Raw genomic sequence first — 23,783 nt, 5'->3', positions numbered from 1 at the left:
AATTCAGATGAGCCAGAACGTATACCAGTTTATCGACCTGCAGCGTGTTGATCCGCCAAAGAAACCGCTGAAGATCCGCAAAATTGAATTTGTTGAAATCTACGAGCCGTTTTCAGAGGGCCAGGCTAAAGCGCAGGCAGACCGCTGCCTGTCCTGCGGTAACCCTTACTGCGAATGGAAATGCCCGGTACATAACTACATCCCGAACTGGCTGAAGCTCGCCAACGAAGGACGTATTTTTGAAGCCGCCGAGCTGTCTCACCAGACCAACACCCTGCCGGAAGTGTGCGGCCGCGTGTGTCCTCAGGACCGTCTGTGCGAAGGCTCCTGTACGCTGAACGACGAGTTCGGTGCGGTGACCATCGGCAACATTGAGCGCTATATCAACGATAAAGCGTTCGAGATGGGCTGGCGTCCGGACATGACCGGCGTGAAGCAAACCGACAAGCGCGTGGCGATCATCGGCGCGGGCCCGGCGGGCCTGGCCTGTGCGGACGTGCTGACCCGCAACGGCGTGAAGGCGGTGGTCTTTGACCGTCATCCGGAGATCGGCGGTCTGCTGACCTTCGGCATCCCGGCCTTCAAGCTGGAAAAAGAGGTCATGACCCGTCGCCGTGAAATCTTCACCGGCATGGGCATTGAGTTCAAACTGAACGTGGAAGTAGGCCGCGACGTGCAGCTCGACGACCTGCTGAAGGATTACGACGCCGTGTTCCTCGGCGTGGGCACCTATCAGTCCATGCGCGGCGGCCTGGAGAACGAAGATGCGCCGGGCGTGTTTGACGCGCTGCCGTTCCTGATTGCCAACACCAAGCAGATCATGGGCTACGGCGAAACCGCCGATGAGCCATTCGTCAGCATGGAAGGCAAACGCGTGGTGGTGCTGGGCGGCGGTGATACCGCGATGGACTGCGTGCGTACCTCCATTCGTCAGAATGCGGCACACGTGATCTGCGCCTACCGTCGTGACGAAGAGAACATGCCGGGCTCTAAGCGCGAAGTGAAAAACGCGCGTGAAGAGGGCGTGGAGTTCCAGTTCAACATCCAGCCTCTGGGTATTGAAGTGAATGCCAACGGTAAAGTGAGCGGCGTGAAGATGGCGCGCACGGAGATGGGGGCACCGGATGCGAAAGGCCGTCGTCGTGCGGAAATCGTCGCCGGTTCTGAACACGTGATCCCGGCCGATGCCGTGGTGATGGCGTTCGGTTTCCGTCCTCACAGCATGGAGTGGCTGGCGAAGCACAGCGTTGAGCTGGATTCGCAGGGCCGCGTGATTGCGCCAGAAGGCAGCGATAACGCGTTCCAGACCAGCAACCCGAAAATCTTCGCCGGTGGCGATATCGTTCGCGGTTCTGACCTGGTGGTAACGGCGATTGCCGAAGGCCGCAAGGCGGCTGACGGTATACTGAACTACCTGGAAGTGTAAAAACAACAGGCCCGATTGGGCCTGTTTTTTTATTTCACGACGCGAAGAGCCGGACGACCACCGCGCGGAGGCGGATCGTCATCAGGGTCACTGTCGTCGTGATGATCGGGTTTATCGCCATCAATAAGTGACATCACCGTGTCGCTTTCGCGCTCATCGGATGCGTTGTCATCATTCAGGCTGGCAACATCTTCATCATACGCCGCTTCCGGCTCGAACATGGTACCCGCACCGTTTTCACGCGCGTAGATAGCCAGCACAGCTGCCAGAGGTACGGAAACCTGACGCGGCACGCCGCCGAAACGCGCGTTGAAGCGCACTTCATCGTTTGCCAGCTCCAGGTTACCCACCGCACGCGGCGCAATGTTCAGTACGATCTGTCCGTCACGCGCGTATTCCATTGGAACCAGCACGCCCGGCAACGTCACATCCACAACCAGGTGCGGCGTGAGCTGGTTATCCAGCAGCCATTCATAGAAGGCGCGCAGCAGATACGGACGGCGTGGGGTAAGTTGTGACATTTCCACAGTCATTAGCCTCGGCCGAGACGCATTTCACGTTCCGGTTCAGTTAAAGATGCCAGGAAAGAGTCGCGTTCAAATACGCGAGTCATATAGCCTTTCAGCTCTTTCGCGCCAGGACCACTGAACTCTACGCCCAGGGTTGGCAGACGCCACAGCAGCGGTGCCAGGTAGCAATCCACCAGGCTGAACTCATCGCTCAGGAAGAACGGCTTCTGACCAAACACCGGGGCGATAGCCAGCAGCTCTTCACGCAGCTGCTTACGCGCAGCGTCGGCTTCAGAAGCGGAACCGCTGACGATAACGTTCATCAGCGAGTACCAGTCTTTTTCGATACGCTGCATGTACAGGCGGCTTTCACCACGCGCGACAGGGTAAACAGGCATCAGTGGCGGATGCGGGAAACGCTCATCCAGATATTCCATAATGATACGGGATTCCCACAGGGTCAGCTCGCGATCCACCAGCGTCGGTACGCTTTGGCTCGGGTTGAGATCGATCAGATCCTGAGGCGGGTTATCCTTTTCCACATGCTCGATCTCAAAACTGACACCCTTCTCGGCCAGCACGATACGAACCTGATGGCTATAAATGTCAGTAGGACCAGAAAACAGCGTCATTACCGAACGTTTGTTGGCAGCGACAGCCATGAAAACCTCCAGGTATATTCAGAATTTTTACTGCTACCAGCCCAACAGGGGCCAGCCAGATGTTGTATCGCCCATCCCAGAGAAAACACATTGTTCAAGAAACGAACAAAAATCGAGTATTCACCGATATTTGGGCAGAAAATTGGATGATAGTTTACCAGATTTTGATGGCTTTGTGGTGAGGGGATTCTGGAAATGTGGAAAAAGAGAAGATATATGCATGGAGATTGTGGATAACCTGCGCATTATCCATAAAAAAACCCGCCGAAGCGGGTTTTTCGCCAATCGTTCTGCGTAAGCAGAATGGATTAACGTTTGGAGAACTGTGGACGACGACGTGCTTTACGCAGACCCACTTTCTTACGTTCAACCTGACGCGCGTCACGAGTAACGAAGCCAGCTTTACGCAGTTCAGAACGCAGGGATTCGTCGTACTCCATCAGAGCGCGGGTGATACCGTGACGGATCGCACCTGCCTGACCGGAGATACCACCACCTTTAACGGTGATGTACAGATCCAGTTTTTCTACCATGTCAACCAGTTCCAGCGGCTGGCGAACTACCATGCGGGCAGTTTCGCGACCGAAGTATTGTTCCAGAGAACGCTGGTTGATTACGATTTTACCACTGCCCGGTTTGATGAAAACGCGAGCTGCGGAACTTTTGCGGCGACCAGTGCCGTAGTATTGATTTTCAGCCATTGCCTATAATCCCGATTAGATGTCAAGAACTTGCGGTTGCTGTGCCGCGTGGTTGTGCTCGTTGCCTGCGTAAACTTTCAGTTTACGGAACATAGCACGACCCAGCGGGCCTTTTGGCAGCATGCCTTTAACCGCGATTTCAATCACACGCTCAGGACGGCGAGCAATCATCTCTTCAAAGGTCGCTTCTTTGATACCACCGATGTGGCCGGTGTGGTGATAGTACACTTTGTCAGTACGCTTGTTGCCGGTTACAGCAACTTTATCAGCGTTCAGAACGATGATGTAATCACCGGTATCAACGTGCGGAGTGTATTCCGCTTTGTGCTTACCGCGCAGGCGACGAGCCAGTTCAGTAGCCAGACGGCCCAGAGTTTTACCGGTCGCGTCAACAACATACCAGTCGCGCTGTACGGTTTCTGGTTTAGCTGTAAAAGTTTTCATTAAAAGCTTACCCAAATAATAAGTTACACGTTGGTGAACACCCAAACGTTTAGTCAGTTGAGGTTCACACGACAAAGTCCGGCAAACCTACCCCTTCGAATAGCTAATGCCGACACATAGAAAGTTTCGGGAAAAAAACCTTCTCGTAACGTGGGGTCGCAAGATTATAGAGAAGTTGAGGTCAAAGATCGACCCTTAAATGTGATTTGGAATGGGTTTTTCGGGGGTAAGTAGTGTGCGGTCTGGTGCCCTCACCCCCGGCCCCTCTCCCACAGGGAGAGGGTGGCATTTATTAACGTCTGGTACCCTCACCCCCAGCCCCACTCCCACAGGGAGGGGGTGGCGTTTGTTACGGCATATGCTCCAGCTTCAGGTATTCCTCGCTCTGCATCTCCTGCAGGCGCGACAGGCAGCGCTGGAATTCAAACTTCAGCCGCTCGCCCTGGTAAATCTCATATAAAGGTACCTCGGCGCTGACCACCAGCTTGACGTGGCGCTCATAAAACTCGTCCACCAGCGCAATGAAGCGCCGTGCTTCACTCTCCATCAGCCGCGTCATCACCGGTACATCCAGCACCATCACTGTGTGGAACAGACGCGAAAGCGCAATGTAGTCGTGCTGGCTGCGGGCATCCACGCAGAGCGTCGTAAAGGAGACCGCCAGCGTCTGGTTTTCAACGCCGAGCGTAGGCAGCGGACGATGGTTAATTTCGAGCTCCGGGGCGTGCTCGCGTTTTGCGCCGGCCAGCGCCAGCCAAAGTTTATCCATCTCGCGGGTGGTCTCTGCATTTAACGGCGAAAGCCACAGGTGCGCCTGTGTCAGGGTGCGCAGACGATAATCGACACCGGCATCGACGTTCATGATGTCGCAGTGCTGCTTGAGGGCGTCGATGGCAGGCAGGAAGCGTGCCCGCTGCAGGCCGTTACGATAGAGCTCATCCGGCGGGATATTCGACGTGGCCACCAGCGTGATTCCGCGGGCAAATAGCGCTTTCATCAGGCCACCTAACAGCATGGCATCGGTGATGTCAGACACAAAAAACTCATCGAAGCAGAGCACGTCGGTTTCCGCCTTGAACCTGTCGGCCACAATCTCCAGCGGATCGCTTTTACCCTGCAGTGCGGTCAGCTCTTCATGCACCCGCAGCATAAAACGATGGAAGTGCAGGCGCTGTTTGCGTGCGCCCGGCAGGCTCAGATAGAACAGGTCCATCAGCCAGGTTTTTCCGCGACCGACCCCGCCCCACATATATAAACCGCGCACCGGCGCATGAGCCAGCGGCGCTTTTTTACCGAGCAACCGCCCAAACGCCGCCTTTAGCCCGCCGTTCTGTTCGGCTTCAGCGGGTTTTGCCGTGAGCTCCTGATAAATCATCTCCAGACGGTTTACCGCCTCACGTTGAACGTCATCCGGCTGATGAGTGCCCTCGTTTAGGGCCAGTTGATATCGCGATGCAGGGGACAGGTTTTGCATAATCTTATTGTTATTCCTTCAATTAACGCTCACCAGCAGACGCGACTGATGAAAAAAAGGCCGTTCTACACTACGCGATGATACGTCAGGATTCCACTTCTACAGAAATAGCGGTTATAGTGGCATTATCAGGCACAGGCAGGAGCCGAGCCAACACCCTACGGAACAACAAGACAACGGGAGAAGTTCATGACCTGGGAATATGCGCTAATCGGTTTAGTCGTCGGCATCGTTATCGGTGCTGTGGCCATGCGTTTCGGTAATCGCAAATTGCGTCAGCAGCAGTCACTGCAGTACGAACTGGAAAAGAACAAAGCCGAGCTGGAAGAGTATCGTGAAGAGCTGGTCAGCCATTTTGCCCGTAGCGCCGAGCTGCTGGACAACATGGCGACCGACTATCGTCAGCTGTATCAACATATGGCCAAAAGCTCCAGCAGCCTGCTGCCGGAAATGACCGCGGAAACCAACCCGTTCCGCAACCGTCTGGCTGACTCTGAAGCCGGTAACGATCAGGCGCCCGTTCAGATGCCTCGCGACTATTCAGACGGCGCGTCCGGCCTGCTGCGCGGCGGTGTAAAACGCGATTAATCGCACAACCTGAATTTATTTTACGGGCGCAGCGATTGCGCCCGTCCTTTCTTGATGACCCCAGCTATCATTTAGTTAAACACCTCATTGTTCAGCGGTTTAAAATTCAATAACATCAACGTGTTTTTGGGGCCGTTTTTCCTTTATTCCAGGTTACGAGAGTCAACATCGATGAAGAAAAAAAACCAGCTGTTGAGCGCTATCGCGTTAAGTGTCGGGTTATCTCTCTCGGCGTCCGTTCCTGTATTTGCCGCCATTCCCTCCCAGGTGCCTGGCCAGGCGGCCATTCCAAGCCTCGCACCCATGCTGGAAAAAGTGTTGCCTGCGGTCGTCAGCGTTCAGGTTGAGGGTACCGCAGTACAAAGCCAACGCGTCCCTGAAGAACTGAAAAAATATTTTGGCGATGAATCTCCCGACCAGCAGGCTCAGCCTTTTGAAGGCCTGGGTTCTGGCGTCATTATTGATGCGGCAAAAGGCTATATTCTGACCAACAATCATGTCATCAGCCAGGCCGATAAAATCAGCGTCCAGCTGAACGATGGCCGCGAATTCGATGCCAAACTGATCGGCGGAGATGACCAGAGCGACATCGCGCTGTTGCAGGTGCAAAACCCGAGCAACCTGACCCAAATTGCCATCGCGGACTCCGACAAACTGCGCGTCGGCGATTTTGCCGTCGCCGTGGGCAACCCCTTTGGTTTAGGGCAGACCGCGACTTCCGGGATCGTCTCCGCGCTGGGACGCAGCGGCCTCAATCTGGAAGGGCTGGAAAACTTTATCCAGACCGATGCCTCCATCAACCGTGGGAACTCCGGCGGGGCATTGCTCAACCTTAACGGCGAGCTGATAGGGATTAACACGGCGATTCTGGCCCCGGGCGGCGGCAGCATCGGGATCGGTTTTGCTATCCCCAGCAATATGGCCAAAACCCTCTCTCAACAGCTCATTCAGTTTGGCGAAGTCAAACGCGGGCTGCTGGGTATTAAAGGCATGGAGATGAGCGCGGATATTGCAAAAGCGTTCAACATCAATGTACAGCGCGGGGCGTTTGTCAGTGAAGTGCTGCCTAACTCCGGCTCGGCAAAAGCGGGCGTGAAATCGGGTGATGTGATCGTCAGCCTCAACGACAAGCCGCTGAGCAGCTTTGCAGAACTGCGTTCGCGGATTGCCACAACGGAACCTGGTGCCAAAGTGAAGCTGGGCCTGATACGTGACGGTAAGCCACTGGACGTTGAAGTCACGCTGGATAAGAGCACCTCTTCCTCTGCCAGTGCGGAGCTTATCGCCCCGGCCCTGCAAGGGGCTACGTTGAGCGATGGGCAGTTGAAAGACGGTACGAAAGGCATTCGCATCGACACCGTCGAGAAGAGCAGCCCTGCCGCACAGGCCGGATTGCATCAGGATGACGTGATCATTAGCGTAAACCGCAATCGCGTGCAGTCCATTGCCGAATTGCGCAAGGTGCTGGAAAGTAAACCGGCGGTTATTGCCCTGCAGGTCATGCGTGGCAATGAGTCCATCTATATACTGTTGCGCTAAGCATTTGTGACCCGGACATCACCGCTGCGTGTGATGTCCGGATAACTCATGTTATGCTGCAAATCGTTCCTTTTTTAACGACACGCGCATCATGCTTTTAAAGCTCTTACGTTCTATTGTCATCGGTTTGATTGTTGCTGGCCTGCTGCTGCTGGCGCTGCCGTCTATACGTCAGCTCAATAAACTGTCGGCTCCCCAGTTCGATAGCACGGATGAAACGCCAGCCACCTATAACCAGGCCGTTCGCCGTGCCGCACCTGCCGTGGTTAACGTCTATAATCGTGGTCTGAACACCTCAGCCCACAACCAGCTGGAGATCCGTACCCTCGGCTCCGGCGTAATCATGGACGAGCGCGGCTACATTATCACCAACAAGCACGTGATTAACGATGCCGACCAGATTATCGTCGCCCTGCAGGATGGCCGCGTATTTGAGGCGTTACTCGTTGGATCTGACAGCCTGACCGACCTGGCCGTGCTGAAAATTAACGCCACGGGCGGTTTGCCGGTCATCCCGATCAACCGTAAACGAACCCCGCATATTGGTGACGTCGTCCTGGCGATTGGTAACCCTTACAACCTGGGTCAGACCATCACCCAGGGGATTATTAGCGCGACCGGTCGTATTGGCCTCAACCCCTCCGGGCGGCAGAACTTCCTGCAAACCGATGCCTCCATCAACCACGGTAACTCCGGCGGGGCGCTGGTCAACTCGCTGGGTGAACTGATGGGCATCAACACCCTCTCGTTCGATAAGAGTAACGACGGCGAGACGCCGGAAGGGATCGGCTTTGCCATTCCATTCCAGCTGGCGACCAAGATCATGGATAAGCTGATCCGCGACGGACGCGTGATCCGCGGCTATATCGGTATCGGCGGGCGCGAAATTGCACCGATGCATACCCAGGGCGGCGGTATCGATCAGATTCAGGGGATTGTGGTGAATGAAGTGTCGCCTGGTGGCCCTGCCGCTAATGCGGGTATTCAGGTTAATGACGTCATTGTGTCGGTCAACGGCACGCCAGCGGTCTCAGCGCTGGAGACGATGGATCAGGTGGCAGAGATTCGCCCGGGCTCAATCATCCCTGTTGAAGTCATGCGCAACGATAAGAAACTGACGCTGCATGTGACGATTCAGGAATATCCGGCCACTAACTGACAAGCATAAAAAAACGGAGCGATAAGCTCCGTTTTTTTTGCCGGAAGACGGTTCGTTTTACTTGTTAACGAACTCTTCACCCAGGGTGATATCTTTCTTCAGCGTATCCAGCATACCTTCCATCGCGTGTTGTTCAAACGCGCTCAGCGTACCAATGGATTTACGCTCTTCGATACCGTTTTTACCCAGCAGCAGCGGTTGAGAGAAGAAGCGAGCGTGTTCGCCATCGCCTTCAACGTAAGCGCATTCAACAACGCCTTTCTCGCCCTGCAGAGCGCGAACCAGTGACAGGCCAAAACGCGCAGCTGCCTGGCCCATAGACAGGGTTGCAGAACCGCCACCCGCCTTCGCTTCCACCACTTCGGTGCCCGCGTTCTGGATGCGTTTAGTCAGGTCAGCCACTTCCTGCTCGGTGAAGCTCACGCCTGGGATCTGCGACAGCAGAGGCAGGATGGTGACGCCAGAGTGACCGCCAATGACCGGCACTTCCACTTCTGTTGGCTGTTTGCCTTTCAGCTCAGCAACAAAGGTGTTGGAACGGATGATATCCAGCGTGGTCACGCCGAACAGTTTGTTTTTGTCGTAAACTCCCGCTTTCTTCAGCACTTCTGCCGCGATAGCCACGGTGGTGTTCACCGGGTTAGTGATGATACCGATGCATGCTTTCGGGCAGATTTCTGCAATCTGCTGCACCAGGTTTTTCACGATGCCCGCGTTGACGTTGAACAGGTCTGAACGATCCATGCCTGGCTTACGCGCCACGCCTGCAGAAATCAGCACCACGTCAGCACCCTGCAGTGCAGGACGTGCATCTTCACCGGAGAAGCCTTTGATTTTTACAGCGGTCGGGATGTGGCTCAGGTCAACCGCCACACCTGGGGTTACCGGAGCAATATCGTACAGGGAGAGTTCTGAGCCTGAAGGCAGTTGGGTTTTCAGTAGTAGGGCAAGCGCCTGGCCGATACCACCAGCAGCGCCGAGGACTGCGACTTTCATCCTAAACTCCTTATTATGGTTAACTTAAGTATCTGTAAATCCGTTGCGGCGACCATAATTCAGCAAGTAAATAATTACAATTTTCGTAGCTAAAGAATTTGAGGTCACGCGACTTTATCTCTCATCAGAAGACTATCTGACGACAAATGGCAACGCATTAAGAGGTGGTTACAATACACCCTGCCCCGCCACCAAAACAACATCATTTTGATAACATTTAATTTACTTTTAAGCTTATTTGCGCGGCGTGACCCAGGCATGTTTTCTGATAACGAAATCTGATAAAATCACTCCCTTTCATAACATTATTTCAGCCTGGCGCTGGGTAGATAATTTGCATAAAAATTCATCCACATGCATAATAATGTTGTTTCTATCGTCATATTCCGGGTGACTTATGCGAAGCTCGTCTAAGCAAGAAGAATTAGTAAAGGCGTTTAAGGCGCTACTCAAAGAAGAGAAATTCAGTTCTCAGGGAGAAATTGTTCAGGCGCTGCAGGAACAAGGCTTCGATAACATCAATCAGTCGAAAGTCTCCCGCATGTTAACGAAATTTGGCGCGGTGCGTACCCGTAACGCCAAGATGGAGATGGTCTATTGCCTGCCGGCAGAACTTGGCGTGCCGACCACCTCCAGCCCGCTCAAAAATCTGGTTCTGGATATCGATCATAACGACGCCGTAGTGGTGATCCACACAAGCCCTGGTGCCGCACAGCTGATTGCCCGCATGCTGGACTCGCTGGGTAAAACGGAGGGGATCCTCGGGACTATCGCCGGCGATGACACCATCTTTACCACACCAGCCAGCGGTTTCTCCGTGAAAGATCTCCACGAAGCGATTCTGGTTCTGTTCGAACAGGAACTCTAATCCCCTCTCCCCGTAGCGTCGCTGCGGGGATCGTTCTGCTTACGCTGCGTTTCCCCCTCTTTTCTACTGCCCTTCACTTTGACAAATAGTGCTTTTTACCACCCATTAACATTCATCTGGTGAATGCTAAATCAAAAAATCGCACAAAAAATCAAAAGCTACTATCCATATGATTTAATTAGATATAACCACCACAATCGAACAAAAAACACCCAATATTATGCAATTTGGTTATAAAAAATAGTCTGGTTAACACGTAATAACAACAGAAACCATTAGTCTGGTATTAATTTTTACCGTTATTAGTGTATACTTGATTTTGTGATGAGGGTCACGAAACAAGACCCCACTAAAAAATTCGACGAGGTAAGAATCATGAAAATCAAATCAACTGTAGCGGCGCTGAGCGTCCTGTCTGTCCTGTCTTTCGGTGCTTTCGCGGCCGACTCTATCAATGCTGACCAGGCGCAATCCCGCCAGGCCATCGGTACGGTTTCTGTCGGCGCGGTCGGCACATCGCCAATGGACATGCATGAGATGCTGAACAAAAAAGCGGAAGAACAGGGTGCGTCATCCTATCGCATCATCGAAGCGCGTTCTGGTGACCACTGGCACGCTACCGCTGAGCTGTACAAATAAGTTTTAGTAATAACTGAAAACGTAAATCTCCCCTCAACGGCACCAGGCATAAAAATAGCGGTTCAACCCTTCTCGCCGTTGAGTAAAAAACCCTATTCAGGAGTAAAGACTATGAAAACCAAATTGATCATCGCAACCCTCGGTCTGGCATCTGTTCTCTCTTTCGGCGCAAGCGCAGCCGTACAGCAGGTGAATGCTGACCAGGCACAAAATCTACAGCGTATGGGCAGCGTGTCCGTGACGTCAGTCACCGGTTCCCCAATGGATATTCGTCAGGAACTGGCCGCCAAAGCTGAAAAAGCAGGCGCCAGCAGCTATCGCGTCACCGAACTGAATCAGGGTGACCACTGGCATGCAACGGCTGAACTGTATAAATAAACCCTCGTCGTATCTCATCATACGACTTGCCCCTGGCCTCATGGTCAGGGGCTTTTTTTGATTCAATGCCGCGCGTTAAAGCGCAGCTGCCCTTCAAGCTCTTCTTCCGCTTCATCGAAAAGCAATATCAGCGCGCCAAAACGTCTGCGAAGCTTATCGGGCAAATGGATGAACTCAATTTCCAGCGGTAGCGGCAGCAGACTGCCGGTCACCACGTCCCACAGCGTATCCAGATTCGTCACGCTTTCCCGTTCAAGATCAAACACCCGGATAAATTCACGGTAGAAGTCTTCCTGACTGTCGATCTCGTCAAAATCAAACGTATAGGTTTTCATTGCCAGCCACCCAGTCCAGGCGAGCGGCAGATGCCGCCCTGTCTATTATAATCCCCCAATATGCAGGGTTTTAACTTCCAGATACTCTTCCAGCCCCAGCACGGAGCCCTCTCGTCCAAGACCTGACTCTTTTACGCCGCCAAAGGGCCCGAGCTCCGTGGAGACGGCACACTCGTTAATGCCAATCATCCCGCTCTCGATTGCCTGTGAAACGCGGAAGGCCCGTGAGAGATTCTGGGTATAGAAGTAAGCCGCCAGCCCATAGGGCGTGTTGTTGGCGCGCTGGATAACTTCATCTTCCGAGGTGAAACGGAAGCACGCCGCCACCGGGCCAAACGTCTCTTCTTCTGCCAGCTTCATGCCTTCATGGCAGTCGCCCAGTACGGTTGGCATCCAGAAATTCCCACCAAGCGGATGGGGCTTACCCCCAGCCAATACGGTTGCGCCCCGGGCAACGGCATCGTCGACATGCTCACGCACCTTGTTGACCGCAGAAGGTTCAATCAGCGGCCCGACGACCACCCCTTCGTCAAGACCATTCCCCACCTTCAGCCCATTCACCGCATCGGCAAGTTTATTCACAAATTTGTCGTAGACGGTTTCCTGAATATAAAAACGGTTCACGCTGACGCAGACCTGCCCGGCATTGCGGAACTTGTTGGCGATCGCCCCCTTAACCGCTGCGTCGATATCCGCATCCTCAAAAACGATATAAGGAGCATTTCCCCCCAGTTCCATCGAGACTTTCTTCATGGTTTCTGCGGCGTTACGCACCAGCGTTTTGCCGACGGAGGTTGAACCCGTAAAGGAGATTTTACGCACGTCCCGGCTTGCCATAATCGCATCGCTGATTTCATGCGTATTCCCGGCCACGGCGTTGAGCACGCCGTCGGGTACGCCGGCCTGTTTTGCCAGGGTAAGCAGCGCAAAGGCACTGAGCGGTGTGTTATTGGCCGGTTTGATCACCCCGGTACATCCTGCTGCCAGCGCCGGGCCTAACTTGCGGGTGAGCATGGCCATCGGGAAGTTCCACGGCGTAATCGCCGCGACCACACCAATGGGTTCACGGGTCGCCAGAATGCGTGAGCCGGGTTTGATCGGCGGAATAATTTCACCGTTGGCGCGTTTGGCCTCTTCGGCAAACCACTGGATAAAGCTGGCGGCGTATTCGACTTCTCCCTCCGCTTCTTTCAGGGGTTTGCCCTGTTCGGTGGTCATTAACCGCCCGAGCCAGCTTTTATTCTCAATAATCAGTTCGTACCAGCGGTAGAGAATCGCCGAACGCTCTTTTGCAGTTTTGGCACGCCAGGCCGGGAAGGCTTTGGTGGCCGCTGCGATAGCCTCTTCGGTTTGTGCTTTACCCGCTTTGGCGACTTTCGCGATGACTTCCCCGGTAGCGGGGTTAAGTACATCGAACGTCGTGTCCAGCGTTTTCCAGATCCCGTTGACCAGATAACCGGTCTGAAAAAGGATGTGATCCTGAAGCGCCTGGGTCGTCATGTGTCCTCCCTTCCTGAAATGTAAGAACGTGCTGGAATAAGTATAGCCACAAAAAAACCGACGCTTTTGGCGTCGGTTTTTTTACTTCAGTCAGTTATCCGTGAGGGCATTCTGGTAGCGATGCAGCATAAACACCAGCCGTCCTACCGGCTCGGTCACCTGAGGCGGTGCTTCCCAGTGCTTTAGCTTCTCCTGGTAGATATCGAGCTCTTCAAGCAGCTGCGTAAAGTAACGACGCCGTTTGTCATCGCTACTGGCGGAAAGCACGTGATCGGCGGTACGACGCAGCTGGCGGTGCCAGGCCGACAGATCGTCGTTGATCGGCACGGGCGCGTTACGCAGACGCTGGTGCGCGATGATCATGGTTAACGCCAGGCGGAACTTCGCGATATCGCCCGGGAACTTGTTCAGCAGTAAAAACAGCTGCTGGTAGAGCGCGGTCAGGTGGTTCTCTTTACGGCGTGCGGTATTGGTTGTCATCGACGACACGGCAGCCGACACGAACTGGTTCAGCAGCACGCGGCCCGTTCTTGCCTGCGAGTTATCCCGAACCAGAAGTATCACCATCATGGCCAGGAAACAGCCCACCAGCTGACCTAACGCGCTGTCGAGGAACTGGCTGAAATGGAAGGTCATCGGGTTATCGAGCACGATGATGTTAATCGTACTTGCCAGCGCCCCCAGCGATCCCAGGCGCCGCTTTTGTACTTCAATGCCGATAAAGAACGCCATTACCGCCAGACTAATACAGAGCAGCAGCATGCTCTGCTGGGTAGACGGGATGATGACCAGAAAATAGAGCGCGCCTATCGGCAGGGCGGCAATGGTGCCGTAGAGGAAATCAATGGCGACCATTCGCGGGTTAGGCAGACGCATCGCCAGTGCGGTCACGACGGCAATCATCACCATCGCGCCGCTGCCGGACGTCCAGCCCGTCCAGAGCCAGAACAGCGTGCCGAGCATACAGGCCAGCGTGGTACGCCAGAAGTTGACCATGGCGTGATGGCGCTCGGCGGATTCCGCCTTGATCACCACTTCGCCCTGCAGCACCTCTTCTTCCGCCGCGCTGATTTTGGTGTTCCCTATCACGCCGCGCTTCAGCAGCAGATAGCGCGTCGCGGCGCCGACCCAGGTGTAGATCGTCACCGGCGTGTCGCGCTCCCCAGTCCAGGCAATCACCCGACGCATGCGCTTAAGCTGCTTGTGCACGTCCTGCACGGTTTCCACCGGCTCGGCAAACAGTTCGCGGAACGTATCGGTGACCGCTTCCGGCCGGGTGTTCTGAATCAAATAGGTTTCACATGCCTGGGTAATCAGCGTCAGAGAGACGGTGTTGAGGGCTTTCAGGCGACGATTCGCGCGAGCCCAGCGCGAGGACTCCATATTAAGGTTGCTGCGCATCCCTTCCAGCGCCTGCGTACGACGTACCAGCCCGCTCCAGGCTTTATCCACCTCTTCGCTGTCGCCATGCTTAATGCAGAGCTGCATCAGCTGGTACTGGGCAACCATCAGCGCGTCAAGCTCAAGGTCGACTTCCTGCTTGATGGAGCGCGGGGAGAACAGCAGGTCAGCGACGATTGCACTGACAATACCAATCACAATCTCGCTGCAGCGCTCAACCGCAAACTGCGGGGCAAGCAGCGGTTCAGACTGAATGGTGATGACAATAATCAGCGCGGTATAGCCCGCCAGCCCCCAGGCGTAGGAGTTCTCCACTTTCACCAGAGACGAGATCCAGGTGCAGAAACCTGCCCAGATACAGCAGACCATCAGCATCAGCAGCGGGGTACGGATCATCAGAATAATAATAGTCAGCGCCGCGAAGCAGCCGATAAACGTCCCGATGATACGCAGCATCCCGCGATAGCGGATCGCGCCAGAATAGGGCTCCCCGCCCGCGGCGAAGGCCGGCCCCGCCGCGACAATCGCAGCCGTCAGCACCGCCCAGCGAGGGGTTTCAAGCTGGAAGTGGAAGCCGACAAACAGCGCCAGCACGATGGCGCACGCCAGCTTCACGGCGAAGCGAATGTGCTGGCTGGCGATAGAAAAAATACCCATGGCGATTAACCAAACTCGCGCAGGCGGTGGGCAATTTTACGGAAGAACGAGTCCTGGCTGGCATCCCGGTCTTTTTCACCGGTAATCACCACCGTCGCCGTGGTACCCGCAGGCCACAGATTTCCCTGCTGCTCGTCCAGGTGGATGCGCACCGGCACGCGCTGGGCCAGACGCACCCACTCGAGGTTGGAATCTACCGTCGCCATCCCTTTAGCATCGTTAGAGCTGCTGGAGTTAGTCACCCCTGCGGCAACGCTGTCGACGGTGCCTTTAAAGACGCGATTGCTGCCCAGCGGCGTGATCTCCGCGCGATACCCTGGACGTACACCCTCCAGCTTGGTCTCTTCCATATAGGCGAGCACGTAGAAGGAGTTCTGTTTAACCAGCGCCACGGCGGTTGAGCCGCGGGTAATGAATTCCCCGGCGTAGACGTTCAGGTTGGTCACCCAGCCATCCGACGGCGCACGGATCACGGTGCGCTCCAGATCGAGCTTCGCCAGATCGCGCGTTGCCTGCGCTTTCGCCAGCTGGTGGAGCACGGTCTGCAGCACGTTGTTGGACTGGTCAATCTCTTCACGGGACATTGCCTGAACGCCCAGCTGATTACGGCGGCCAGCCTCGCGGCGTTTCTCCGCAGCCAGCGCCTGGTAATAGGCCACGTCCGCTTCCGCCTCTTCCAGCGCTTTCTGGTAACGAGGCTGGTCGATGGTGAACAGGACCTGATCTTTCTTCACCAGCTGGTTGTCGTGGACGTTGACCGCCGTGATAAGACCGGCCACGTCAGGGGCGATGGCCACCACATCGGCGCTGAAGCGTGCATCACGCGTCCACGGTGATTCGGTGTAATAGACCCAGGCGCGGAAAATAGCGATGAAGGCGAGGATAACCAGCGCCGTAGTGATGGCAGTGCGGGAGATTTTTCTTGTTAGCGTTTTCACATCAACCTCAGACAAACATGCGCGATATCAGGTAGAACAGGCAGCAATACAGCGCGGTATTGAACAATGCAGGGTGCCAGACGAAATCGTAGATCCCGGTAGGGACCAGCACCTTGCGCACCAGCCAGAAGATCGCCAGTGATAAAAGAAGCTCGAAAAATATCGGTGGGAACGACAGACCGAACACCACGATAACGGGAAACAGACTCATGTTGACCTTGATTAGAGAGAGTGCAGGCTTCAGAATTTTTTAGCGCACGCCATCGCAGGAGAGCAAGAAACGCCGGGCGAGAATGGCGCAGCCGTTATGTAATAAATAATATATTAACGTAACTGTTATGCTGTTATCTATAATATGTGATCTAAATCACTTTTAAGCCAGAGTGAACAATGGAACGTTTAAAACGCATGTCGGTCTTCGCCAAAGTGGTTGAACTGGGCTCCTTTACCGCCGCTGCACGCCAGCTTCAGATGAGCGTCTCATCCATCAGCCAGACGGTGTCCAAACTGGAAGATGAGCTTCAGGTCAAGCTGCTCAACCGCAGTACCCGCAGCATTGGGCTGACGGAAGCGGGCAAAATTTACTATCAGGGCTGTCGCCGCATGCTGCTTGAAGTGCAGGATGTTCACGAACAGCTTTATGCCTTCAACAACACCCCCATCGGCACGCTGCGCATCGGGTGTTCTTCAACTATGGCACAAAATGTTCTCGCTGCCATGACGGCGGATATGCTGAAAGAGTACCCCGGGCTTACCGTCAATCTGGTGACGGGTATCCCGGCGCCGGATCTGATTGCCGACGGGCTGGACGTGGTGATCCGCGTCGGCGCGTTGCAGGATTCCAGCCTGTTCTCGCGTCGGCTGGGCAGCATGCCGATGGTGGTCTGTGCATCGAAAAGCTATCTGGCGCAGTATGGTGTGCCGGAGAAACCCGCCGACCTCACCAACCACTCGTGGCTGGAGTACAGCGTGCGGCCCGACAATGAATTTGAGCTGATTGCCCCGGAGGGGATCTCCACCCGACTGCTGCCGGAAGGGCGTTTTGTCACCAACGATCCGATGACCATTTCGCGCTGGCTGGTGGCCGGCGCCGGGATCGCCTACGTGCCGCTGATGTGGGTGATCAACGAGATCAACAGCGGCGTGCTGGAGATCCTCTTCCCACGCTACCAGTCCGATCCGCGTCCGGTGTACGCCCTGTATACCGAAAAAGACAAACTCCCGCTCAAGGTACAGGTGTGTATTAACTATCTGACCGAGTATTTTGTGGACGTGGCGGAGCTGTTTCAGGGGATGCGGGGAAGAAGGAAGGAATAATCGATTTATCCCTGAAAGTATATGAGCGATGAATATTTCCAGGATAAAACCCCTCTGCATTCTGGAATATTCCTTCGCCACTATCAGGAATAGCTAATTGACACTGCCGCCGCCCGCCCTTTACTTTATAAACAGTCTGCTGTTCAGACTGTTATTAATTTGTTGCTGATATGAATAATAAAATGTATTCCGCAGGATGACATTAAACAAGGAAAAGAAATGAATCTATTTGAACAAACACCGCTTTCACGCAGGCGCTATGGGCTCGCCGCGTTCGTCGGTTTAATTGCAGGGATTGTCTCCGCGTTTGTCAAATGGGGAGCCGAAGTACCGCTTCCGCCACGCAGCCCCACCGATCTATTTACCGGCGCATGCGGGCCTGAGCAATTAATAAGAGCCGCAAGCCAGATTGACTGTTCACGTAATTTTTTAAACCCTCCCTATGTATTTTTACGAGACTGGCTGGGGGTTGTTGACCCTAACGCAGCGGTTTATACATTTGCCGGACATATATTTAACTGGGTCGGCGTGACGCATATTATTTTCTCAATCGTCTTCGCTGTCGGGTATTGTGTCGTTGCTGAAGTCTTCCCGAAAATTAAACTCTGGCAGGGTTTGCTGGCGGGTGCGTTAGCTCAGCTCTTTGTGCATATGATCTCCTTCCCGCTGATGGGGCTGACGCCACCGCTGTTTGAGCTGCCGTGGTATGAACACGTGTCAGAGATCGTGGGCCATCTGGTCTGGTTCTGGTCGATCGAGATCATTCGTCGTGATTTGCGTAACCGCATCACGCACGAACCGGATCCGGAGATACCGCTGGGTCACTTACGCTAAAAGAAAGGCGCTACTGATGTAGCGCCTTTTTTATGAAGGAGTCAGGTCAGGCTGTACCGCCCACCGTCAGGTTGTCCACTTTCAGCGTTGGCTGGCCCACGCCAACCGGCAGGCTCTGGCCCTCTTTACCGCAGACGCCCACGCCGTTATCCAGCTTCAGATCGTTACCAACCATCGAGATCTGCTGCATGGCTTCAATACCGGAGCCAATCAGCGTTGCACCTTTCACCGCTTTGGTCACTTTGCCCTTCTCGATCAGGTACGCTTCTGAAGTAGAGAAGACAAACTTACCGGAGGTGATGTCCACCTGGCCGCCGCCAAAGTTTGGCGCAAAGATACCGTAATCAACGGATTCGATAATCTCCTGCGGCGTGGATTTGCCCGGCAGCATGTAAGTGTTGGTCATGCGCGGCATCGGCAGATGCGCGTAAGATTCACGGCGTCCGTTGCCCGTCGGCGCAACACCCATCAGGCGCGCGTTGAGTTTGTCCTGCATGTAGCCTTTCAGCACGCCGTTTTCGATCAGCACATTGTACTGGCCTGGCGTACCTTCATCGTCGATAGCCACCGAGCCACGGCGATCGCGCATGGTGCCGTCATCCACCACGGTGCACAGCTCCGAGGAGACAAGTTGCCCGATCTGTCCGCTGAACACGGACGTCCCGCGACGGTTAAAGTCGCCTTCCAGGCCGTGGCCTACCGCCTCATGCAACAATACACCCGGCCAGCCGGCACCCAGCACCACCGGGAATGAGCCCGCCGGCGCCGCGACGGCATTCAGATTCACCAGCGCCATACGCACGGCTTCTTTTGCCCACGCGTCAGCGCGCGCTTCACCGTCAACGTCGCCCAGGAACCAGTCATAGCCGAAACGACCGCCGCCGCCGCTTGAGCCGCGCTCGCGTTTGCCGTCCTCATCAACCTGCACGCTGATGGAGAGACGCACCAACGGGCGAACATCTGCCGCCAGGGTGCCGTCCGTTGCCGCAACCAGAATCAGCTCATACACACCGCTCAGGCTGGCTGAAACTTCCTGCACGCGTTTGTCCGCCGCGCGGGCGACTTTGTCCACGCGACGCAGGATATCCAGCTTCTCTTCACGGCTCATGCTCTGCAGCGGATCGATGCTGGTATAGAGCGCAGAGTGCTGCACTTCTCCCAGGGTTTTCACGCGACCATCGCCGGTATCACGCACAATGGTACGCGCGGCCTGCGCGCTCTGCTCAAGTGCGGTGAGGCTAATCTGATCGGCATAGGCAAAACCGGTTTTCTCGCCGCTGACGGCACGGACGCCGACGCCCTGGTCGATGTTGTAGGAGCCATCTTTGATGATGCTGTCTTCTAAAACCCAAGATTCGTGATAGCTCGACTGGAAATAAAGGTCGCCGTAGTCGAGACGGCGTTCGGTCAGTTGACCAAGAATGGAGAACAGGTCCTGATGGCTCAGGCCGTTCGCTGCGAGCAAATGTTCACTTACCAGGTTCAGACTCATCGTATTGCTACTCGTTCGTTGCCGCCCGTGGCGGTATAAAGATCGTATTTATTGAGAGTGAGGCAATTACCTGCCCACGTCAAATCATTGCTGTGCATCTTTGCGCGGCTGGCGCAGCACCTCGTTAATCTGCGGTTTATCTACCGGACCGGTAATGCGGTAGCGCAGAATGGAGACCTTGCTCCAGAGTGGCCCCAGCACTTTACTGGCGGCAAACACCGCCGCACCAACAATCGGGTTCACCACGAAAGCTGCCGCCACACCCACGCTCGCGGAAATTTCCGGTGCCACGACGGCTTCCATATCCAGTTCGCGACGCACGAGGTTAACGGAGCCTTTCATGGCGATATCCGCTTCAAGGCCATCCACCAGCGTGTCGTCGGTGTGCAGAACGCCGTCCTTGATCCACGCCGTACTGCGGATGGAATCGTAGTAGAAACCTTCGTTGAAGGTATCACTGAAATCGAAGCGCAGCTTGCGCAGCAGCGCGTCAAAACTCAGCAGGCGCAGGATCTGTCCGGCACGCCCCGTGCTTACGTCGGCAATTTCACCTTTGCCGAAGTGGGTTTTCAGAATGCCGTTCAGCGAGGCCTCATCCGGCTTCCACGGTGCGTCGCGCCAGTGAAGATCGTAATCGACGTCAAATGACGAGCCGCGCAGCGGCGTGCTGATACCAAAGAAACTGGCTGCCGCATCCAGTTTGTTGCCTTTAATGTCGCCCTTCAGGGACGTCCGCTGCTCGCCCGGGTTATTCACCCATTCCCCTGCGGCCGTCATGCGGCCAAATCCGGTATCAACCAGGCCGCCGGAGAGCGTAAGCGTGTTTGCCTGAATAGTGAAATCACCGTCGATACGGCCATATTTCTGCCCCCACAACCAGCACTCCGCACAGCGCAGCTGGAGATCGGGCCAGCCGCTAAAATCGACACGGGAGGTATGACTCAGCGGCGACGTCTCTGCCGGTTTGTCTTTCCCGCTCGCGGCGCTTGCCGGGTTGTAGTAGAGGTAGCGTATCGCCGCCTGCCACGGCGCGTGATTACGCATGGTCAGCGTACCGTTGATCTCTCTGCCCTGGGCCTCCACCTTCGTGCCGTTAGCGCCAGGCTGCGAGACAATGCTCAGGTTGTTCCACTGCTGTCCGCCCAGCATCAGCGACGGCGTACGTACGGTAATGGTTTGCGGGAACTGGGCGGTTTCATCAACGTTTTGCCCAACGCCTTTCTGGAACAGCGCCAGCCACTCAGCACCGTCCATCGGCGGGAGATTCAGCTCAATGCCCGTCTGCTCCGGCAGCGGTGGCGTGGAGCGGCTATCCGTTGTCCAGATGGCTTTATCGAGGGTGAGCTTGCGGTTAAGCAGCCAGCGGCTGTTGAAATGGTTTGTCCCACCCGCGCTGCCGGTCAGCGCGAAGCTGTTCAGGTTGCCATCGACGTTCAGCTTTACCGGCAGCGGCTGTCCGGCCTGTTTATCCAGCGGCGCAGGCAGCTGGCTCTGAAGGTTTTTCAGATCGCCCGTGATGTCGACCTTATACTGGGCACCCGCGTGATAAGGCAGGTCGATTGCCACTTTACCCTGCCAGGCAACCGCCCCCTCCACTGACGCCTCAATGGGCTTCGGCAGGACGTCCATACGTGATGGTTGCCAGTTACCGTCAAGATTGACGGCTACCTGATAGGCCTTTTCACCCTCGGTCGTCGTGAAGTCAATATTAACGGGCTGATTAAACCAGCTGGCCGTAAGCGGCTCGCTCTTCAGGTTACCGTTCTCAAAGCTGAACTGCCCGCTGAGATTTTTCAGCGTGCTCTCAAGGGGTTTAATGAACAGGCTGTTGTTCTTCAGACGGACGTCGCCTTTGGCGGTGGTCATCTTGCCGTCCAGCGGGATATCAAGATGTAAGCGAGCATTCACATCGCCATCAAGCTGCAGCTGTTGAAGCGTCGCGGCCAGCGACTCTTTCAGCGGCGTCTCCTCAAAGTACGGTCCGACCGCCTTGCCGGGACCGTTGATGTCGGCATCAATCAGCAGCTTCTCTTTTGAGTAGTCCGGAATGTTGGCCGTCAGGTTACTGGCCGTCACGCCGCCCAGCGCCACGCTGTCGGACTTCATCCACAGGCCGTCATTGAGGAAATTAAGTTCGATATCCAGGTTTTTCAGCGCGGGCCAGTCCGGCTGGAACGCGAAGGTGGCGTTATGCAGCGGCACCAGCACCTGGAACTGGCCTTCATTATGTTTGTACGGGAAAAGATGCGGATTTCCGCCGTAGACCAGCGTGGCATTGTCCGCCTGACCGCCCTGAATCGCCCCGCTGAGATAGTCTACCAGCGCTTTTCCCATCAGGTTTTCCGGGAAGTAGCGCCAGGCCTGAGAGCCGTCATCGGTGCTGATCCCGGCGAGAATACCCAGCCACGGCTCATCCCCTTCAGGCTGCAGATAGCGGAAATCGCCGCGCGCATGCACCGCTTTGGCTTTCACATCGATATGGCGTCCATCAAGCTGGAAACCCTTGTCGTTACGGAGCCAGTTAAGCACCGCGCTGCCCTGTTTGATTTCCAGCGGCGCGCGGAAGACCGTCTCGTAAGGCATTTTGGCGTCGTGCATATCAACCGTCAGCCTGCCATTTTCCACGCTGCCTTCCAGCTTGCCGCTAAAGTGCTCTGCCCCCGGCAGCAGCTTCCACTGCTTCCAGGCAAGATCTTTCCACGTTGCCTGGAAGCGGGTTTTTTCCGTCGCCTGGAGCGGGATATCCAGCGCCAGAGCGTCTATCTTCCCGCTCGGCTGCGTTGCCAGCCAGATCTCGCCGAGATCGGGAGAGAGCTTTGCCGCCATCGAGCGCAGCCCTTCAATGGCGGCCAAATCCAGGTTGCTGGCACGGATGCGCAGCTCGTCGCTGCGTTTACTGGCCGTGCCACCGACATCCTGCTCCGGCATCCAGGCCAGCGTCAGCGCACCGCGCGGCCACGGCTTGCCGTCCATCGTGATGCGCGTATCGGGAATGGCAAACTGCCAGCCCTCTTTCTCCTGCGTTACGTGTGCGGTGAGGTTATCGACGGAAAGCTGATGCTGTTGTTTTTCGCCTTTCCAGCTCGCGCCCCCCTGCTTGAGCCAGATATCACCGCTGGCAAATTCGCCTTTCGTCAGGGTCAGCCAGCCTTCAAGACTGAAGCGGGCCGTTTCTAGCTGCATATTTTGCTGGAGCCAGTCGCCCAGCCACGGCTTGACGTCCACATCATCGGCCTGCAGCCAGACTTTACCGTTATTTAACAGGCCGTCATCGTCGCGCAGATCCATGCGCACCTGCATCACGCCGTGCTGGCCGTTCAGGCTTGAGAGATTGACCTGTCCCTCGGCGCGATGCCGATCCTTACCGTTGAGCCAGGTCAGCTGCGGGATCGCCAGCTCGGCGCGCTGGCCGGAAAGAGTAATAAAGCTCACTTCGCTGTCACGCAGATCGAAATGATCGAACTGGCGTAGGAAAAGATCGCTGAAGCGGTTGGCTTCAAGTCCCTGACCGCTATCGCTACCGGACAGCGGCGTATTGGTCAGGAACTGGAGCTGATAAAAGGTGAGATCGCGAAACTGCCAGCGCAGATGCAGCAGGCTTTGCCAGACGTCCAGCGCCAGGGTCACGCGTTTGATTTTCAGATAACCGCCATCTTTCAGGCGGGCGTTGATATCCCGGACATCGAGCGTCGGGCCAAAATTTTGCCAGTTAGCGCTGACCTGACTGACGTTCACCGGCACGCCGGTGGTGGATTCGATTTTCGCCAGCAGCTGCGGACGCCAGCTGTCCAGATGCGGCAATACGAGGCGTAGCCCGCTCACGAGCAACGCGACAATCACGACCAGCGTTGCCCCTGTAAGCAATAAAATCCCCGGCAATCGCCTCACGCATCTCTCCTTGTCAGCATTCGTCACGCAGCGTACTG

Annotated in this window: 22 protein-coding genes; 9 read left to right on the top strand and 13 right to left on the bottom strand. The window is 55.5% G+C overall.

What is annotated here, in order from left to right:
* The first annotated feature begins 7 nt into the window (after positions 1–7).
* Positions 8–1,426 (top strand): glutamate synthase subunit GltD, encoded by a 1,419-nt coding sequence (gene gltD, locus P349_RS09285; protein ID WP_029740079.1) that lies wholly within the window; start codon positions 8–10, stop codon positions 1,424–1,426.
* Between the two features lie 29 nt (positions 1,427–1,455).
* Here the strand turns inward: gltD and sspB are convergent, their stop codons facing one another.
* From sspB to zapE, 5 genes are all read right to left on the bottom strand, one after another.
* A complete protein-coding gene (gene sspB, locus P349_RS09290; protein ID WP_032650490.1) occupies positions 1,456–1,953 on the bottom strand; it encodes a ClpXP protease specificity-enhancing factor in 498 nt (165 codons plus the stop codon).
* Between the two features lie 5 nt (positions 1,954–1,958).
* A complete protein-coding gene (gene sspA / locus P349_RS09295; RefSeq protein WP_023333624.1) occupies positions 1,959–2,597 on the bottom strand; it encodes a stringent starvation protein SspA in 639 nt (212 codons plus the stop codon).
* Positions 2,598–2,905: 308 nt separating this feature from the next.
* Positions 2,906–3,298 (bottom strand): 30S ribosomal protein S9, encoded by a 393-nt coding sequence (rpsI, locus tag P349_RS09300; protein ID WP_003860436.1) that lies wholly within the window; start codon positions 3,296–3,298, stop codon positions 2,906–2,908.
* 15 nt (positions 3,299–3,313) lie between these two features.
* Entirely contained in the window at positions 3,314–3,742 is a 429-nt protein-coding gene (gene rplM, locus P349_RS09305) for a 50S ribosomal protein L13 (RefSeq protein WP_006178824.1), read from the bottom strand.
* 349 nt (positions 3,743–4,091) lie between these two features.
* Positions 4,092–5,216: a cell division protein ZapE gene (zapE, locus tag P349_RS09310; protein ID WP_032650415.1), complete on the bottom strand. Its 1,125-nt coding sequence runs from the start codon at positions 5,214–5,216 to the stop codon at positions 4,092–4,094.
* A 189-nt stretch (positions 5,217–5,405) separates the two neighbouring features.
* On the opposite strand from zapE, the gene zapG reads away from it, so the two are divergent.
* The 3 genes from zapG (at position 5,406) to degS (ending at position 8,502) form a co-directional block, all read left to right on the top strand.
* A complete protein-coding gene (gene zapG / locus P349_RS09315) occupies positions 5,406–5,804 on the top strand; it encodes a Z-ring associated protein ZapG (protein ID WP_008502832.1) in 399 nt (132 codons plus the stop codon).
* Between the two features lie 171 nt (positions 5,805–5,975).
* On the top strand, positions 5,976–7,343 hold the full coding sequence (gene degQ, locus P349_RS09320; RefSeq protein ID WP_032650418.1) for a serine endoprotease DegQ: 1,368 nt from the start codon (positions 5,976–5,978) through the stop codon (positions 7,341–7,343).
* A 91-nt stretch (positions 7,344–7,434) separates the two neighbouring features.
* Entirely contained in the window at positions 7,435–8,502 is a 1,068-nt protein-coding gene (gene degS, locus P349_RS09325; RefSeq protein ID WP_032650421.1) for an outer membrane-stress sensor serine endopeptidase DegS, read from the top strand.
* Between the two features lie 57 nt (positions 8,503–8,559).
* On the opposite strand, the gene mdh is transcribed toward degS, so the two are convergent.
* On the bottom strand, positions 8,560–9,498 hold the full coding sequence (gene mdh / locus P349_RS09330) for a malate dehydrogenase (protein ID WP_023309387.1): 939 nt from the start codon (positions 9,496–9,498) through the stop codon (positions 8,560–8,562).
* 397 nt (positions 9,499–9,895) lie between these two features.
* Between mdh and argR the strand changes: the two genes are divergently transcribed.
* From argR to yhcN (P349_RS09345), 3 genes are all read left to right on the top strand, one after another.
* Positions 9,896–10,366, top strand: a complete 471-nt coding sequence (gene argR, locus P349_RS09335) for a transcriptional regulator ArgR (protein ID WP_023309388.1) — start codon at positions 9,896–9,898, stop codon at positions 10,364–10,366.
* Positions 10,367–10,741: 375 nt separating this feature from the next.
* On the top strand, positions 10,742–11,005 hold the full coding sequence (gene yhcN / locus P349_RS09340) for a peroxide/acid stress response protein YhcN (protein ID WP_023309389.1): 264 nt from the start codon (positions 10,742–10,744) through the stop codon (positions 11,003–11,005).
* Between the two features lie 111 nt (positions 11,006–11,116).
* Entirely contained in the window at positions 11,117–11,383 is a 267-nt protein-coding gene (gene yhcN, locus P349_RS09345; RefSeq protein WP_014885424.1) for a peroxide/acid stress response protein YhcN, read from the top strand.
* Between the two features lie 62 nt (positions 11,384–11,445).
* Here yhcN (P349_RS09345) and P349_RS09350 read toward each other — a convergent pair whose 3' ends face one another.
* From P349_RS09350 to aaeX, 5 genes are all read right to left on the bottom strand, one after another.
* On the bottom strand, positions 11,446–11,718 hold the full coding sequence (locus tag P349_RS09350; protein WP_008502839.1) for a barstar family protein: 273 nt from the start codon (positions 11,716–11,718) through the stop codon (positions 11,446–11,448).
* Between the two features lie 45 nt (positions 11,719–11,763).
* The gene (locus P349_RS09355; RefSeq protein WP_032650423.1) at positions 11,764–13,218 is read right to left on the bottom strand and encodes an NAD-dependent succinate-semialdehyde dehydrogenase; all 1,455 of its coding nucleotides are present in this window, start codon (positions 13,216–13,218) and stop codon (positions 11,764–11,766) included.
* 90 nt (positions 13,219–13,308) lie between these two features.
* Positions 13,309–15,276, bottom strand: a complete 1,968-nt coding sequence (gene aaeB, locus P349_RS09360; protein WP_032650425.1) for a p-hydroxybenzoic acid efflux pump subunit AaeB — start codon at positions 15,274–15,276, stop codon at positions 13,309–13,311.
* 5 nt (positions 15,277–15,281) lie between these two features.
* Positions 15,282–16,214, bottom strand: coding sequence for a p-hydroxybenzoic acid efflux pump subunit AaeA (aaeA, locus tag P349_RS09365; protein ID WP_032650427.1), 933 nt, complete (start codon positions 16,212–16,214; stop codon positions 15,282–15,284).
* Between the two features lie 7 nt (positions 16,215–16,221).
* Positions 16,222–16,425, bottom strand: a complete 204-nt coding sequence (aaeX, locus tag P349_RS09370) for a p-hydroxybenzoic acid efflux pump operon protein AaeX (protein ID WP_003860416.1) — start codon at positions 16,423–16,425, stop codon at positions 16,222–16,224.
* Between the two features lie 179 nt (positions 16,426–16,604).
* Between aaeX and aaeR the strand changes: the two genes are divergently transcribed.
* Positions 16,605–17,531: an HTH-type transcriptional activator AaeR gene (gene aaeR / locus P349_RS09375; RefSeq protein ID WP_023309395.1), complete on the top strand. Its 927-nt coding sequence runs from the start codon at positions 16,605–16,607 to the stop codon at positions 17,529–17,531.
* Positions 17,532–17,750: 219 nt separating this feature from the next.
* Positions 17,751–18,365: a YagU family protein gene (locus P349_RS09380; RefSeq protein ID WP_032650431.1), complete on the top strand. Its 615-nt coding sequence runs from the start codon at positions 17,751–17,753 to the stop codon at positions 18,363–18,365.
* A gap of 46 nt (positions 18,366–18,411) precedes the next feature.
* Here P349_RS09380 and tldD read toward each other — a convergent pair whose 3' ends face one another.
* On the bottom strand, positions 18,412–19,857 hold the full coding sequence (tldD, locus tag P349_RS09385; RefSeq protein WP_024906327.1) for a metalloprotease TldD: 1,446 nt from the start codon (positions 19,855–19,857) through the stop codon (positions 18,412–18,414).
* Between the two features lie 84 nt (positions 19,858–19,941).
* Positions 19,942–23,745: an AsmA2 domain-containing protein YhdP gene (gene yhdP, locus P349_RS09390; RefSeq protein ID WP_032650434.1), complete on the bottom strand. Its 3,804-nt coding sequence runs from the start codon at positions 23,743–23,745 to the stop codon at positions 19,942–19,944.
* Positions 23,746–23,783 lie beyond the last annotated feature (38 nt).

The organism is Enterobacter sp. DC4 (assembly GCF_000568095.1).
Taxonomy (GTDB): domain Bacteria; phylum Pseudomonadota; class Gammaproteobacteria; order Enterobacterales; family Enterobacteriaceae; genus Enterobacter; species Enterobacter pseudoroggenkampii.
The sequence above is the reverse complement of the archived record's forward strand: the minus strand, read 5'-3'. Positions and strand labels throughout refer to the sequence as shown.